The sequence below is a fragment of the Pseudomonas sp. ESBL9 genome, assembly GCF_036668715.1.
Lineage (GTDB): Bacteria > Pseudomonadota > Gammaproteobacteria > Pseudomonadales > Pseudomonadaceae > Aquipseudomonas > Aquipseudomonas lundensis.
The window spans coordinates 163648-178738 of sequence record NZ_JAZEVV010000001.1 but is presented as its reverse complement, the minus strand read 5'-3'; the positions used below and the strand labels follow the sequence as shown (position 1 = coordinate 178738).

At 57.4% G+C, this 15091-nt stretch carries 13 protein-coding genes; 6 read left to right on the top strand and 7 right to left on the bottom strand.

Translation table 11 applies throughout. The features are described from left to right. Positions 1-4 precede the first annotated feature (4 nt). The 4 genes from crcB to V6F78_RS00745 all read right to left on the bottom strand — a co-directional run bounded on the left by crcB (position 5) and on the right by V6F78_RS00745 (position 4931). On the bottom strand, positions 5-379 hold the full coding sequence (crcB, locus tag V6F78_RS00760; RefSeq protein WP_047274335.1) for a fluoride efflux transporter CrcB: 375 nt from the start codon (positions 377-379) through the stop codon (positions 5-7). Beyond that, a complete protein-coding gene (locus V6F78_RS00755) occupies positions 376-1701 on the bottom strand; it encodes a replication-associated recombination protein A (protein WP_047292793.1) in 1326 nt (441 codons plus the stop codon). Before V6F78_RS00755 ends, crcB begins: the two co-directional genes overlap by 4 nt. 151 nt (positions 1702-1852) lie before the next feature. Next, on the bottom strand, positions 1853-2476 hold the full coding sequence (gene lolA, locus V6F78_RS00750) for an outer membrane lipoprotein chaperone LolA (protein ID WP_047292791.1): 624 nt from the start codon (positions 2474-2476) through the stop codon (positions 1853-1855). A 52-nt stretch (positions 2477-2528) separates the two neighbouring features. Continuing rightward, positions 2529-4931, bottom strand: a complete 2403-nt coding sequence (locus tag V6F78_RS00745; RefSeq protein ID WP_047292790.1) for a DNA translocase FtsK — start codon at positions 4929-4931, stop codon at positions 2529-2531. Between the two features lie 425 nt (positions 4932-5356). On the opposite strand from V6F78_RS00745, the gene aat reads away from it, so the two are divergent. From aat to infA, 3 genes are all read left to right on the top strand, one after another. Then, positions 5357-6043 carry a leucyl/phenylalanyl-tRNA--protein transferase gene (gene aat, locus V6F78_RS00740; protein ID WP_332726442.1) on the top strand — a complete coding sequence of 229 codons (687 nt, stop codon included), beginning with the start codon at positions 5357-5359 and terminating at the stop codon, positions 6041-6043. 108 nt (positions 6044-6151) lie between these two features. Beyond that, on the top strand, positions 6152-6859 hold the full coding sequence (locus tag V6F78_RS00735) for an arginyltransferase (RefSeq protein WP_047274330.1): 708 nt from the start codon (positions 6152-6154) through the stop codon (positions 6857-6859). Between the two features lie 100 nt (positions 6860-6959). Next, complete coding sequence (gene infA, locus V6F78_RS00730) at positions 6960-7178, top strand: translation initiation factor IF-1 (protein ID WP_002553999.1); 219 nt, start codon at positions 6960-6962, stop codon at positions 7176-7178. A gap of 122 nt (positions 7179-7300) precedes the next feature. Here infA and clpA read toward each other — a convergent pair whose 3' ends face one another. Both clpA and clpS read right to left on the bottom strand, forming a co-directional pair. Next, complete coding sequence (gene clpA / locus V6F78_RS00725; RefSeq protein ID WP_047274328.1) at positions 7301-9571, bottom strand: ATP-dependent Clp protease ATP-binding subunit ClpA; 2271 nt, start codon at positions 9569-9571, stop codon at positions 7301-7303. Between the two features lie 29 nt (positions 9572-9600). After that, positions 9601-9963 carry an ATP-dependent Clp protease adapter ClpS gene (gene clpS, locus V6F78_RS00720; RefSeq protein WP_047274327.1) on the bottom strand — a complete coding sequence of 121 codons (363 nt, stop codon included), beginning with the start codon at positions 9961-9963 and terminating at the stop codon, positions 9601-9603. 224 nt (positions 9964-10187) lie between these two features. On the opposite strand from clpS, the gene V6F78_RS00715 reads away from it, so the two are divergent. Next, entirely contained in the window at positions 10188-10460 is a 273-nt protein-coding gene (locus V6F78_RS00715) for a cold shock domain-containing protein (RefSeq protein ID WP_143517929.1), read from the top strand. Between the two features lie 74 nt (positions 10461-10534). Here V6F78_RS00715 and icd read toward each other — a convergent pair whose 3' ends face one another. Continuing rightward, a complete protein-coding gene (gene icd / locus V6F78_RS00710; RefSeq protein WP_047274325.1) occupies positions 10535-11791 on the bottom strand; it encodes an NADP-dependent isocitrate dehydrogenase in 1257 nt (418 codons plus the stop codon). A gap of 466 nt (positions 11792-12257) precedes the next feature. Between icd and V6F78_RS00705 the strand changes: the two genes are divergently transcribed. Both V6F78_RS00705 and V6F78_RS00700 read left to right on the top strand, forming a co-directional pair. Continuing rightward, complete coding sequence (locus tag V6F78_RS00705; RefSeq protein ID WP_047292785.1) at positions 12258-14480, top strand: NADP-dependent isocitrate dehydrogenase; 2223 nt, start codon at positions 12258-12260, stop codon at positions 14478-14480. Between the two features lie 148 nt (positions 14481-14628). Continuing rightward, the gene (locus tag V6F78_RS00700) at positions 14629-15075 is read left to right on the top strand and encodes an NUDIX hydrolase (RefSeq protein ID WP_047292783.1); all 447 of its coding nucleotides are present in this window, start codon (positions 14629-14631) and stop codon (positions 15073-15075) included. Positions 15076-15091 lie beyond the last annotated feature (16 nt).

The following is a 15091-nucleotide window of genomic DNA, read 5'->3' as shown; positions in this document are numbered from 1 at the left end:
TTTATCAAAGTTTGGTCAGGGACAGGCCAGCCCAGGTTGCGAGCAGCCCGCCGAATACGCTGAGAGCCGCATAGCCCAGTGCCAGTGGCACTTGCCCGCTTTCAAGCAGGCGCACCGTATCCAGTGAAAAGGATGAAAAGGTGGTCAAACCACCCAGGAAACCCACCAGGAGTCCGGCACGGACCTCGATCGGTACTTCCGGGCGGATCAGGAAAAGTCCGTAAAGAATGCCAATCAGCAGGCAGCCCACGATATTAACGGCCAATGTCGCGGTATAGAAGTGCCGCGGCCAATTGGCGTTGATCCAGTTTCCAGTCGCAAAGCGCAACAACGTGCCGGCGACACCGCCGATAGAAACAGCTGCGACCAATGGAATCAAGGTTTTCTCCGCTGCAAGGGGCTGGCGCGGTCCAGTGCGGCCAAGTGTTTGAGCTTCTCGCCGATTTTAAGCTCAAGGCCGCGCGGCACCGGTTGATAGAGCGGCAAAGGCTCCAGTTCATCGGGGAAATAATCCTCCCCCGCTGCGTAGGCATCCGGCTCATCGTGGGCGTAACGGTACTCGTCGCCATAACCGAGCTGCTTCATCAGTTTGGTCGGCGCATTGCGTAAGTGCAGCGGCACTTCAAGCGAGCCATATTCCGACGCACTGCGCAGCGCAGCTTTGAACCCCATGTACACCGCATTGCTTTTAGGCGCACAGGCCAGGTAGGTAATGGCCTGCGCCACAGCCAGTTCGCCTTCAGGGCTGCCGAGACGCTCTTGTACGTCCCAGGCGGCCAGACACAGGCTCAGGGCCCGTGGATCGGCGTTACCGATGTCTTCACTGGCCATGCGCACCACCCGGCGCGCGATGTACAGCGGGTCGCAGCCGCCATCGATCATCCGCGCGAACCAGTACAGGGCGCCGTCGGGATTGGAGCCGCGCACCGATTTGTGCAGGGCCGATATCTGGTCGTAGAACGCTTCGCCGCCTTTGTCGAAACGTCGCTGGGTATCGCCGAGCAAGCTTTGCAGCAGGTCAGTCCCGATTTCGCTGCGGTCTTCAGCCAGGTCAGCCGCGTTTTCAAGCAGGTTGAGCAGGCGCCGACCGTCGCCGTCGGCAGCCCTGAGCAGCACGTGAAAGCCCTCATCGCTGAGGGTCAGCCCCCGCTTGCCCAAGCCCTTTTCTTCGGTCAGGGCGCGTTGCACCAACTTGAGCAAGGCCGCTTCATCCAGACTTTTGAGTACGTACACCCGCGCCCGCGACAGCAGTGCGTTGTTGAGCTCGAAAGACGGGTTTTCCGTGGTAGCGCCGATAAAAATCAGCGTGCCGTCTTCAACATACGGCAGGAACGCGTCCTGCTGCGACTTGTTGAAACGATGGACTTCATCGACGAACAGGATGGTACGACGGCCATATTGAGCGGCCTGCTGCTTCGCCACTTCCACGGCCTGGCGAATCTCTTTAACGCCCGCCAGCACCGCTGATACGGTTTCAAAGTGCGCGTCAGACACTTGCGCCAGCAACCGCGCCAACGTGGTTTTGCCCACCCCCGGCGGGCCCCAGAAGATCATCGAGTGCAACGCGCCCTGTTCCAGCGCTTCACGCAGGGGCTTGCCGCGGGCCAACACATGTTGCTGGCCCACGTACTCATCCAGATTGGCGGCGCGCAAACGGGCTGCCAGAGGCTGAGCGATTGGTGCACTTCGAAACAGGTCCATCACTGCTTAAACAACCTCACGTGTGTGCTGCGGGCCAATGCCATGGCGATGCTCACGCCCTGCCACGGGGGCGCTGACTGCGCGAAAAAAAACGCTCTGGCACGGCCAGAAAAATACTAGCCGCGCGTCACCGCCCGATCGGCACAGTGAGTTACTCCTGGATGACATCAGCGCCTTTGGGCACGACAAACTTGAATGTACTGGCAGGAATGTCTTCATTCACCTTCACCCCGCTGAACAGGATATTGGTGCGCTGACCGACACTGTCGATCAATTGCATATCGTTGATCTTGCCGTTGCGAAAAGACAACGTGAGCGAGTCGAACAGGGTGTCTTTGGTTTTGGGTTTCAACGTGAACACCAACACCTCTCCCTGCTCCTTAGAGGTTACGTCAAAGCTCTGATCAATTTTTGAGACGTCTCCCGACAACAGCAAAGCAGGTGTCTGGTTCAAGCGCTCATCCAGCTTCTTGATGGTCACCTGCTCCAGATCCGGGTCCCAAAGAGTGACCTTCTTGCCATCCGAGGTCATGGTCTGTTCTTGAGGTGCATCGGTGTGCCAGTAGAACAGCCCAGGGCGCTTGACCGACATGACACCGGCCGTTTCCTGCAATTGAGTGCCGCTGCCATCCAGCGTCAACTGACTGAAACGGGCACTGATGGTGTTGGACTGCCCCAGCAGTTGGCCTAACCGCTTTACATCCTGTTCGCCGGCATGAGCCGCAAGAGAAGACATAGCCAGAACCGGTAGCAACAGCATGCTGAAAAAACGCATGAAAACCCTCTTTGATTAGTTAAACCCGGCCCGCGAGTGCGCCGCGGGCCGATCAGTCGCGTAGTGGGGCCGGCGCCAGAACTTCACGCGAGCCATTGGTGTTCATGGAGGTTACAACCCCGGCCATTTCCATGGATTCAATCATGCGCGCCGCGCGGTTGTAGCCGATCTTCAATTTTCGCTGAACGGCTGAAATAGAGGCGCGACGGCTTTCCAGTACAAACTGGACAGCTTCGTCATACAAGGCGTCGGTCTCTGCATCATCACCGCCTTCGCCACCACCGCCTTCAAAGCCGCTGCCCGCCTCTTCCACCCCGCTGAGGATGTCGTCGTTGTAATCCGGGCTGCCGCGCAGCTTCCAGGCTTCTACCACACGGTGCACTTCTTCATCGGACACAAACGCACCATGCACGCGAATCGGCAAGCTAGTGCCAGGCGGCATGTAGAGCATGTCACCGTGCCCCAGCAGTTGCTCGGCACCGCCCTGGTCGATGATGGTCCGGGAGTCGATCTTGCTCGACACCTGAAACGCCATGCGGGTCGGAATGTTGGCCTTGATCAGACCGGTGATCACATCCACCGAAGGACGCTGGGTCGCGAGAATCAAGTGAATACCCGCCGCCCGGGCCTTTTGCGCAATGCGGGCGATCAGCTCTTCCACCTTCTTGCCGACGATCATCATCATGTCGGCAAATTCGTCGACCACCACGACGATGGTCGGCAATTTGGTCAGCAGCGGCGCTTCGTCGTGGATGCTTTCGCGCTTGTACAGCGGATCGGTCAACGGCTCGCCCGCTTCTTGGGCGTCCTTGATCTTCTGGTTGAAGCCCGCGAGGTTACGCACGCCCATCTTGGCCATCAGCTTGTAGCGACGCTCCATCTCCGCCACGCTCCAGCGCAAGGCGTTGGCGGCGTCTTTCATGTCGGTCACTACCGGGCAAAGCAAGTGCGGGATGCCTTCGTAAATCGACAGTTCGAGCATTTTCGGGTCAATCATGATCAGCTTGGCGTCTTCCGGGCCCGACTTGAACAAGATCGACAGGATCATTGCGTTGACGCCTACCGACTTACCGGAACCCGTAGTACCGGCTACCAGCAAGTGCGGCATTTTCGCCAGATCGGTAATCACCGGTTTGCCGCCGATGTCATGCCCCAGGGCCAAGGCAACCGGCGACTTGGCATTATCAAATTCGGGGGTCGACAGCACTTCGCTGAAGCGCACGATCTGGCGGTCTTCGTTAGGGATCTCGATACCCACGGTGGTTTTACCCGGAATGACTTCAACCACCCGCACGCTGGTTACCGCCAGAGAACGTGCAAGGTCCTTGGCCAGGTTGGCAATGCGGCTGACTTTGACGCCTGCTGCGGGCTGAATCTCGTAACGGGTAATGACCGGGCCCGGGTGGATGGAGTCCACCGAGACCTCTACGCCGAACTCCTTGAGCTTGATCTCGAGCAGATGCCCCACCGCCGCCAGTGATTCAGGGGAGTAGTTGAGCTGCTTCTTTTCGGCAGGGTCGAGGATCGAGATCGGTGGCAGCGTGCCTTCAACCGCACTGTCGACAAACAGCGGCACCTGCTTCTCTTTCTGCACGCGCTTGCTGGGCTCCGGCGCCTTGGTGGGCACTGGGGCAATCACCGCCGGCACGTGTTTTTCACGTTCAGACATGTGCTTGCTCAGGGCCTGTTCGCGCTCAATCAGGCGCTCCTTGGCCTTGGCCTGCTCGCGTTTGTCGGAAACGCTGGGAGCCACCACTTCACTGACACGGGTGTCGACTTCTCGCAATTGCGCTTGCAGTTGCTTGCGTTCAGCACGATCTGACCACCAGCGATTGGCAGCGCCCTGAATCAACTCAAACAGATCAAGGGTGATCTTGCCCGTCAGGTCCATCACCTTGAACCACGACAAGTCCGTGAATACGGTCAGGCCAAACAGGAACAACGCAATCAGCAGCAGCGTACTGCCCTGCACGTTCAACGCGTTCCTGGCCAGATCCCCCAGGCTTTCGCCCAGTGCACCACCGGCGCCCGCCGGCAGGCCGGAAGCCGAGTGAAAATGAATGTGGGCCAGGGCCGCGCCGGACAGCACCAGAAACACCAGCCCGATCAGACGCCACGAAAACAGCCAGCCGCTCCACTGCCAGGGCTGATGCCGCTCACGGAAGATCTGGTAAGCCTTGACCGCCAGCAGCAGCGGAAAGATGTAGGCGAAGTAGCCCAGCACCATGAACAGGATGTCCGCGCTGTAAGAACCGGCAGGCCCGCCGAAGTTCTGCACATCCACCACGCGGCTGTTATGACTCCAGCCGGGATCGTCTTTGGCATAGGTCAGCAACGCCATCATCAGGAACAGGCAAAGGGCGCCAATCGCAATCAACGCACCTTCCTTGAGCCGGTAGTGCAATTGCTGACGCCAGAGAGGAACTTCTTTAGGTGCTGCTGTGGATTTCTTCAAAACGCGTGTTTTCCTGCGCCTGTGGCGCGCCCTACTATGGATTGACTGCAAAAATACTGCTCACGGCGAGCAGGTGACAAGTTCAGACATGAAACTGGACTAGCCTTACACACAGCCTTGTACTATTACGTGTTTTTTCATGACCAGCCCGCCATGTAAAACAGTGAATACTGTGCAGCTTAGAACAGCTCAAACAGGCGGGCCATTGTACGGGTTTGCGCCGCCGATGCCATGCTGGCACCCGAGGTTACAGAAATTGTCTTGTGCTACGCCCCAAAGCGCCAATTTGAGCATGCATTACCTTGTGTGACAAAGACTTATCACAGGCGCCACACAGCCCCTGAATTGACTGCCAGATCGACTGAGACCGCACGTGCGCGACAGAGTTGCAGCCGCCCTCCCCTTCTACTGTAAGACTCAATGCCATGCTGACCTGGTTGAAACGCGACTCCCTGACATTCCCCCCCTTGGCCAACGCCATGCGCGAGCCCAATGGTTTGCTTGCCGCAGGCGGCGATTTGTCGGCCGACCGCCTGGTCCAGGCCTATCGTCACGGCTGTTTTCCGTGGTTTTCCGAAGGCCAGCCCATCCTGTGGTGGTCGCCAGACCCGCGCACGGTGCTATTTCCAGATGAGCTGCATGTTTCACGCAGTCTGGGCAAAGTGCTGCGCCAGCAGCGATACACCGTTACCTACGACCGAGATTTTCAGGCGGTCATCCAGGCTTGCGCGGCACCACGCGCCTACGCCGATGGCACGTGGATCACGGACGACATGCAAAATGCTTACATCGAACTTCACGAACGTGGACACGCCCATTCTGTTGAGGTGTGGGAGAACGATGAACTGGTGGGCGGCTTGTACGGCCTGGCGATGGGCCAACTGTTTTTTGGCGAATCCATGTACAGCCGCGCCGACAACGCGTCCAAAGTCGGATTTGCTACCCTGGTCAAACAGCTTCAGGCCTGGGGATTTGTCTTGATTGACTGTCAGATGCCTACCCGCCATCTCGAAAGCCTCGGCGCACGCTCCATCCCGCGCGTGCAGTTCGCCGATTACCTGCACAACCATCTCGATCAACCGACAACCACCTGCTGGCCCCGCCAGGCATGACCGTAGCGCAAAGTTGCCCGCGCCGGGTGCGGGAGAACACTCCAGGTTTAACGGGCGAGTTTTCCGAGCTGGCTTACACTTAATTCAAGGATTCACCGAGGGCCGATCATGACCGAGCTGGCGCGTTTGAAGTTTTATGCCACTCAACCTCACGCTTGCAGCTACCTGCCCGACGAACAAGCCACAACGCTGTTCCTCGATCCCAGCCAGCCGATGGACGTGCAGGTGTACGCCGACTTGTCCGAAATGGGCTTTCGCCGCAGTGGCGACCACCTTTACCGCCCACACTGCCTGCGATGCGATGCATGCACGGCAACACGCATCCCTGTGGCGCTGTTTAACCCGAGCCGTCAGCAAAAGCGCATCTTCAAGCGCAATGCAGACCTGCACGTGCAGGTGGCCAGGCCGGGGTTCAGCGAAGAACACTTCGACCTGTATCAGCGCTACATCGAGCAGCGCCATGCCGATGGCGATATGTACCCGCCCAGCCGCGATCAGTTTTCGACGTTTCTGGTGCGCGATCTGCCATTTTCCAGATTCTATGAATTCAGGCTGGACGGACGGCTGCTGGCAGTGGCCGTGACGGATGTGCTGCCTAACGGCCTGTCTGCGGTTTACACCTTTTATGATCCCGACGAAGAGCGCCGCAGCCTGGGCCGCTATTGCATCCTGTGGCAAATCACGGAAGCCGAGCGCCTTGGACTGGAAGCCGTTTACCTCGGTTACTGGATCAAAAACTGCAAAAAAATGAATTACAAGACCGAATACAGGCCTATTGAACTGCTGATTAACCAAAGATGGAGCACTCTTTACTGAACCCCCTTGGCGTGAACCCCACTTTTCGGGCACAATGCACGCCGCTTTTGCCTGGCGCAGTTGCACCGGGCCATTCACTGGACACCGAGGGCTTTACTGCATGTCGAAAGAAGACAGCTTCGAAATGGAAGGCACTGTCGTCGACACCCTGCCCAACACCATGTTTCGCGTGGAGTTGGAAAATGGGCACGTCGTAACCGCGCATATCTCCGGCAAGATGCGCAAGAACTACATCCGTATTCTTACCGGTGACAAAGTGCGCGTCGAGCTGACGCCCTATGACTTGAGCAAAGGGCGCATCACTTACCGCGCTCGCTAATCAAGTCAATACAAAACGCCCGGTTCTGCCGGGCGTTTTTGTTTGCCTGCGATTTGTCAGCATCCGGATCATCACGCCATAAAAAAAAGCGCCTTTCGGCGCTTTTTTTATGCTGGGCTGCTTTAAGCCATTTCAACCGCGGTTTCAAACTCGAAGGTCAACTCGCCGTCTTTCAGGTCGATGTGAACCACACCGCCATGATCGGCCAATTCGCCAAAAAGGATCTCTTCCGCCAGCGGGCGCTTGATCTTGTCCTGAATCAGACGCGCCATCGGACGCGCACCCATCAGCACATCGTAACCACCCGCCGCCAGCCAGCCACGTGCCGCGTCTGTGACATCAAGCTGCACGTGTTTGTCTTCCAGCTGCGCCTGAAGCTCGGTAAGGAACTTGTCCACCACGCTTTTGATGACCTCGTGACTGAGGCGACCAAACTGAATAATGGTGTCCAGGCGGTTGCGGAACTCCGGCGTGAAGCTTTTCTTGATCGCTTCCATGGCATCGGACGAGTGATCCTGGAAGGTAAACCCGATCGAAGCCCTGGAAGCGGTCTCGGCCCCGGCATTGGTGGTCATGATAATGATCACGTTACGGAAGTCGGCCTTGCGCCCGTTGTTGTCGGTGAGCGTCCCGTGGTCCATGACCTGCAACAACAGGTTAAAGACTTCAGGGTGCGCCTTCTCGATTTCATCGAGCAGCAACACGCAATGCGGCTGCTTGGTGATTGCCTCCGTCAGCAACCCCCCCTGATCAAACCCTACGTACCCGGGAGGAGCACCGATCAGACGCGAGACGGTGTGCCTTTCCATGTACTCGGACATGTCAAAGCGCACCAGCTCAACACCCAGCGCCTTGGCCAGTTGACGGGCCGCTTCGGTTTTACCCACGCCCGTCGGGCCTGCGAACAGGAAGGAACCGACCGGTTTGTCAGGCGACTTGAGCCCTGCACGGGAGAGCTTGATGGCCGTCGACAAAGAATCAATGGCCGCATCCTGACCAAATACGGTCAGTTTCAAGTCACGCTCAAGGTTGCGCAGGAGTTCTTTATCGGAACTGGACACATGCTTAGGCGGAATTCGGGCGATTTTCGCCACGATGTCTTCCACCTGCTCGACCTCGATACGCTTGACGCGCTTCTCAACCGGTTGCAGGCGCTGGTAAGCACCCGCCTCGTCGATGACATCAATGGCCTTGTCGGGCATATGGCGATCATTGATGTAGCGTGATGCCAGCTCAGCCGCGGCACGCAGCGATTCGTCGCTGTATTCGATGCTGTGGTGCTGCTCAAAACGCCCTTTCAGCCCGCGCAGAATGCCGATGGTGTCTTCAACCGACGGCTCAGACACGTCCACTTTCTGGAAGCGACGCGCCAGTGCACGGTCCTTCTCGAAAATGCCACGAAATTCCTGGAACGTCGTGGAACCGATGCAGCGGATGTCCCCGGAAGACAGGAGCGGCTTGAGCAGATTGGACGCGTCCATCACGCCACCCGATGCAGCGCCAGCACCAATAATGGTGTGGATCTCATCGATAAACAGGATGGCTTGCGGGCGCTTCTTCAGCTCACCCAGCAACGCCTTGAACCGCTTCTCGAAATCGCCACGGTATTTGGTACCGGCCAGTAACGCGCCCAGATCCAGCGAGTAGACGATGCTATTGGCCAGCAAGTCCGGGACTTGATTATCAACAATACGTTTAGCCAGGCCTTCGGCAATTGCGGTTTTACCCACCCCGGCCTCACCGACCAGCAACGGGTTGTTTTTACGGCGCCGCGCAAGGATTTGAGCCACGCGCTCGACTTCATGCTCACGCCCAACCAGCGGGTCAATGCGACCCTGACGGGCCAGCTCGTTCAAGTTACTGGCATAGGCGTCCAGCGGATTGCTCGAAGAGGAGGTTTCACCGCCTTCCTCATCCTGCATGTCCTGTTCGCCGTCGGAATGTTCACCGTGACCCGGCACTTTGGAGATGCCGTGTGCAATGAAATTCACCACATCAATGCGGGCAACGCTTTGTTGCTTGAGCAGGAATACCGCCTGGCTTTCCTGCTCGCTGAAAATGGCCACCAGCACGTTGGCGCCGGTCACTTCACGCTTGCCCGAACTTTGGACGTGAAATACCGCACGCTGCAGAACCCGTTGAAAACCGAGCGTAGGCTGGGTTTCACGGTCTTCATCGTGAACGGGGATCAGAGGGGTTGTGGAATCAATAAACTCTTGCAGGTCATGCTTGAGTTTGTCGAGGTTTGCGCCGCAGGCGCGTAGAACGGTTGCGGCTGCCTCATTATCTAAAAGCGCAAGAAGGAGGTGCTCAACCGTCATGAACTCATGACGCTTGGAGCGGGCTTCCTTGAAGGCAAGATTGAGGGTGACTTCGAGCTCGCGGTTTAACATGGCTTCACCTCATACCCAAGTGGTCGGCGTTAACCGTCCTTCTCGATTTCACAGAGTAGCGGATGCTGGCTTTCGCGTGCGTACTGATTTACCTGCATGGCCTTGGTCTCGGCAATGTCGCGGGTAAAGATGCCGCACACTGCCCGTCCTTCTGTATGAACGGCCAGCATGACCTTGGTCGCCAATTCGCGATTCAAGTTAAAAAACACCTCAAGTACTTCGACGACGAAATCCATGGGTGTGTAGTCATCGTTGAACAAAACCACCTTGTACATCGGCGGCGCCTGAAGTGCGGGCTTAGCCTCTTGCACAGCCAAGCCAGCGGAGTCGTCGTCATCAAAATCGGGTCGATCCTGATTGAATGTTAGTCGAATCTGGCTGATTGCATGCATGGAAAGAAAGGTTCGTCGTTGTGCGGTTACAGTGATGGAGGCAGACGCGTCAAATTTCAACAGCGCCGCCGCGTGACCTTGACTATCGGTAAAACGGTGTTACAACCATTGGTACCCAATGTGGGGAGTAAAGGTCCGCACAGTCAACCACTTTCAGGGTCGATGTGCGAGTGAACTGGATGATACTCCAGTGATGGAGTCGTTTGCAGCAGAGGGATATGAGTATGCAAGGCACGGTCAAGTGGTTCAACAATGCCAAAGGCTTCGGCTTTATCAACACGGACGCCAAGGAAGGCAAAGATGAACACGGAGACAAGATCGACTTTTTCGCCCACTTTTCAGCCATTGAAATGGACGGCTACAAGACGCTCAAAGCGGGCCAGCCAGTCAATTTCCAAATCACTCAAGGCCCCAAAGGCCTGCACGCAGTGAAGATCACCAGCAATAAAGTCACCTCCCCCACGACTGCGACAGAGGCCAACACCCTCTCGGTCTGACCCGCCGATCCCACAGTCAGTGCAAAAAAAGGCCGATTCATTCACATGAATCGGCCTTTTCTGTCATTAAAGCCCTACATATGGGCAATCAGCGCATCGCCAAAACCTGAAGACGACACCAACGTGGCGCCTTCCATCAGGCGTTCGAAGTCATACGTCACGGTTTTGGCCGAAATTGCACCATTGGTGCCTTTGATAATCAGGTCCGCCGCTTCGGTCCAGCCCATGTGTCGCAGCATCATTTCAGCAGACAGAATGAGCGATCCGGGGTTGACCTGATCCTTGCCCGCGTACTTGGGCGCCGTGCCGTGGGTGGCCTCGAACATTGCGATGGTGTCCGACAGGTTGGCGCCCGGCGCAATACCGATACCGCCCACTTCTGCTGCAAGTGCATCGGACAGGTAGTCGCCGTTGAGATTGAGCGTGGCGATCACGTCATATTCGGCGGGACGCAGCAGAATCTGCTGGAGCATGGCGTCGGCAATGGCGTCCTTGACGATGACATTGCGTCCGGTTTTAGGGTTCTTGAATTGCATCCACGGGCCGCCGTCGAGCAGGGTTGCGCCGAACTCCTCGGCCGCCACTTCGTAAGCCCATTCCTTGAAGGCACCTTCGGTGAACTTCATGATGTTGCCTTTGTGCACGATGGTCAGCGACTCGCGGTCGTTGTCCACCACATATTGCAAGGCTTTGCGCGCCAGACGCTTGGTGCCTTCTCGGGAGACCGGTTTGACGCCGATGCCGCAGTCCTGGTCGAAACGGATTTTGGTCACACCCATTTCTTCTTTCAGGAACTTGATCACCTTGTTCGCTTCAGGCGAACCGGCCTTCCATTCGATGCCGGCATAAATGTCTTCGGAGTTCTCGCGGAAGATGGTCATGTCGACGTCGCCCGGCTTTTTGACCGGACTGGGCACGCCTTCAAACCAACGCACGGGGCGCAGGCAGACATACAGATCGAGTTGCTGGCGCAGGGCTACGTTCAAGGAGCGAATACCGCCACCGACCGGCGTGGTCAGCGGGCCCTTGATCGACACGACGTATTCCTTGACTGCATCCAGTGTTTCCTGAGGCAGCCACGTGTCCTGATCGTAAACCTGAGTCGCCTTCTCGCCCGCATACACCTCCATCCAGGAGATGTTGCGCTTGCCGCCGTAGGCCTTGCTCACAGCAGCATCCACCACTTTGATCATGACCGGGCTGATATCGACACCGATGCCGTCACCTTCGATGTAAGGAATGATCGGGTTGTCGGGCACGTTCAGGGAGTGGTCTGCATTGACGGTGATTTTTTCACCTGCGGCTGGAACCTTGATCTTGTTGTATCCCATGCTGAACTCCATATGTGGGTTTAACATCTATGCCGCTCTCGAGCGTAACCCAGTTGAATGGGGACGCAAACCGAATGTTCTACATACCCGGTTACATGCCTGCCACAACCCTCCTGACAAGCCCGGATACAAAGGGGTTAGCGACACAATACAGGGCGATATGCGAACGCTTCTTAGACCAATGGATAACCGCTGATCCACCTCAGCCCTCGCCGGAACATTAGTGACCTATGTATACTGCGCCGGTGACCGCGGAGTCATCGCGAAGCACCACACTGCAATGAGTCTTTCAGGCCTAGAAAGGCTGAGCCGTTACCCCGGCTCGACCGCTTGACGCTCTACTGATGCATTCACATCACCGCGAAGAACCTCGACTTTCGGCTCATTGTTCACTGTGAACGAAAGCGCCTACCCTGCGCATCTCGAGAATCTGAGCACGCTCAGCAAAGAAGAGAGTTAATCCGAAATGCCCACCCGTTCGAAGATCATCTATACCTTCACCGACGAAGCTCCGGCCCTCGCCACCTATTCACTGCTGCCTATCATCGAAGCGTTCACCGCTCCGGCTGATATCGCTGTTGAGACGCGCGACATCTCTCTGGCAGGCCGAATCCTTGCCAGCTTCCCCGAGCAATTGGGTGCCAAGGCCGTAGCAGACCACCTCGCCGAATTGGGCGCCCTGGCCGTTACCCCTGAAGCCAACATCATCAAGCTGCCTAACATCAGCGCCTCGGTCCCGCAATTGCAGGCCGCGATCAAAGAACTGCAAGCGCAGGGCTTCGATATCCCGGATTACCCCGAGTCAGTCACCACTGATGCCGAGAAAGACGTCAAAGCGCGTTACAGCAAAGTCATGGGCAGCGCCGTAAACCCGGTACTGCGCGAAGGCAACTCCGACCGCCGCGCACCGCTGTCGGTGAAAAACTACGCACGCAAGCACCCGCACAAAATGGGCGCCTGGGCCGCAGACTCCAAGTCCCACGTGGCTCACATGAGCGAAGGCGACTTCTACGGCAGCGAAAAAGCGGCCCTGATTGAAGCCCCGGACAGCGTCAAAATCGAATTGATCGCTCAAGACGGCACGACCACCGTCCTGAAAGAAAAAACGGCCGTACAGGCCGGCGAGATCATCGATTGTTCCGTCATGAGCAAAAAAGCCCTGCGCCAGTTCGTAGCGGCCGAAATCGAAGACGCCAAGAAACAAGGCGTACTGTTCTCGGTTCACCTGAAAGCCACCATGATGAAGGTCTCCGACCCGATCATGTTTGGTCAGATCGTGGCCGAGTTCTACAAGGACGCGCTGGAAAAACACGCTGACGTCCTGAAAGAAATCGGTTTCAACCTGAACAACGGCATCGGCGACCTGTACGCCCGCATCAAGGCCCTGCCGGCGGACAAGCAAGCCGAAATCGAGGCGGACATCCAGGCGGTCTACGCCAATCGCCCAGCGCTGGCGATGGTTAACTCCGACAAAGGCATCACCAACCTGCACGTGCCGAGCGACGTCATCGTCGACGCGTCGATGCCCGCCATGATCCGTGACTCCGGCAAAATGTGGGGCACTGACGGTCAACTGCACGACGCCAAGGCCGTGATCCCGGATCGCTGCTACGCAACCATCTACCAGGCGGTTATCGAAGACTGCAAGCAACACGGCGCCTTCGATCCGACCACCATGGGCAGCGTGCCAAACGTTGGCCTGATGGCCCAGAAAGCCGAAGAGTACGGCTCCCACGACAAGACCTTCCAGATCAAGACCGATGGCGTGGTTCGCGTGAGCGACAGCAACGGCAACGTGTTGATGGAACAAAAAGTCGAAGCGGGCGATATCTGGCGCATGTGCCAGGCCAAAGACGCGCCGATCCGCGACTGGGTCAAACTGGCCGTCAACCGCGCTCGCGCCAGCAACACCCCTGCTGTTTTCTGGCTGGACCCACAACGTAGCCACGACGGCGTGATGATCGAGAAAGTTCAGGCTTACCTGAAGGATCACGACACCAGCGGCCTGGACATTCGCATCATGTCCCCGGTTGAGGCCATGAAGTTCACGCTGGAGCGCACCCGCAAGGGTCTGGACACTATCTCGGTGACCGGTAACGTTCTGCGCGACTACCTGACTGACCTGTTCCCGATCATGGAGCTGGGCACCAGCGCCAAAATGCTGTCGATCGTTCCGCTGATGAATGGCGGCGGCCTGTTCGAAACCGGCGCGGGCGGTTCGGCACCCAAGCACGTGCAGCAACTGCTGGAAGAAAACTTCCTGCGTTGGGACTCGCTGGGCGAATTCCTGGCACTGGCTGCTTCCCTGGAGCACCTGGGCACGACCTACAACAACCCGAAAGCGTTGGTGTTGGCCAAAACCCTGGACCAGGCCACTGGCCAGTTCCTCGACAACAACAAATCGCCATCGCGCAAAGTCGGCAATATCGACAACCGCGGTAGCCACTTCTACCTGGCTCTGTACTGGGCACAAGCCCTGGCAGCCCAGACCGAAGACAAAGACTTGCAAGCCCAGTTTGCCCCAGTGGCAAAGGCCATGGCCGAGAACGAAGCAACCATCGTTGCCGAACTCAACGCCGTTCAGGGCAAGCCGGTCGACATCGGTGGTTACTACCACGCCGATGCCGACAAGGTCAGCAACGTTATGCGCCCTAGCGCCACACTGAACGCGATCATCGCTTCGGTGTAAGAGCAACACCGCAACACCACAAACCCCGGCCCACGACGCCGGGGTTTGTGTTTTTGGGCTTCCCACTGCCGACACCTGCAGAGGTTGGGGTTGGCACACACTTTCTGTAGGATCCAGAACCCACCCTCCTTCAAGCCGAGCACATTTTATGGAATGGAAACCCCACATCACAGTTGCCACGGTCGTCGAAGACCATGGTCGCTTCCTGATGGTCGAAGAGCTCAAGCACGAGCGCGCTGTGCTTAATCAGCCTGCCGGGCATCTGGACCCCAATGAAAGCCTGATCCAGGCCGCGATTCGCGAGACCTTCGAAGAAACCGGCTATGACGTTGAATTGACTGGCGTGATCGGCATTTACCTGTACACCGCCCCCAGCAATGGTGTGACCTATCAGCGCGTGTGCTTTGCAGGCAAAGCGCTCAAGCATCACCCCGACTCACCGCTCGATACGGGGATTATCGGCCCGCGGTGGTTGACCCGCGACGAGTTACTCGCACAACGCCACCGCTGGCGCAGCGAACTGACCTTGCTTTGCATCGACGATTATCTGTCCGGAAAATTGTTTGACCTCTCGTTAATCCGCCCTTCGGTTTAGCCTTGAGCGCTCGGGC

What these genes read in the sequence shown, in the direction of transcription:
- V6F78_RS00755 (WP_047292793.1), bottom strand. Translation starts at nt 1,701, where the DNA reads ATGGACCTGTTTCGAAGTGCACCAATCGCTCAGCCTCTGGCAGCCCGT.
- lolA (WP_047292791.1), bottom strand. Translation starts at nt 2,476, where the DNA reads ATGCGTTTTTTCAGCATGCTGTTGCTACCGGTTCTGGCTATGTCTTCT.
- aat (WP_332726442.1), top strand. Translation starts at nt 5,357, where the DNA reads ATGCTGACCTGGTTGAAACGCGACTCCCTGACATTCCCCCCCTTGGCC.
- V6F78_RS00735 (WP_047274330.1), top strand. Translation starts at nt 6,152, where the DNA reads ATGACCGAGCTGGCGCGTTTGAAGTTTTATGCCACTCAACCTCACGCT.
- infA (WP_002553999.1), top strand. Translation starts at nt 6,960, where the DNA reads ATGTCGAAAGAAGACAGCTTCGAAATGGAAGGCACTGTCGTCGACACC.
- clpA (WP_047274328.1), bottom strand. Translation starts at nt 9,571, where the DNA reads ATGTTAAACCGCGAGCTCGAAGTCACCCTCAATCTTGCCTTCAAGGAA.
- clpS (WP_047274327.1), bottom strand. Translation starts at nt 9,963, where the DNA reads ATGCATGCAATCAGCCAGATTCGACTAACATTCAATCAGGATCGACCC.
- V6F78_RS00715 (WP_143517929.1), top strand. Translation starts at nt 10,188, where the DNA reads ATGCAAGGCACGGTCAAGTGGTTCAACAATGCCAAAGGCTTCGGCTTT.
- icd (WP_047274325.1), bottom strand. Translation starts at nt 11,791, where the DNA reads ATGGGATACAACAAGATCAAGGTTCCAGCCGCAGGTGAAAAAATCACC.
- V6F78_RS00705 (WP_047292785.1), top strand. Translation starts at nt 12,258, where the DNA reads ATGCCCACCCGTTCGAAGATCATCTATACCTTCACCGACGAAGCTCCG.
- V6F78_RS00700 (WP_047292783.1), top strand. Translation starts at nt 14,629, where the DNA reads ATGGAATGGAAACCCCACATCACAGTTGCCACGGTCGTCGAAGACCAT.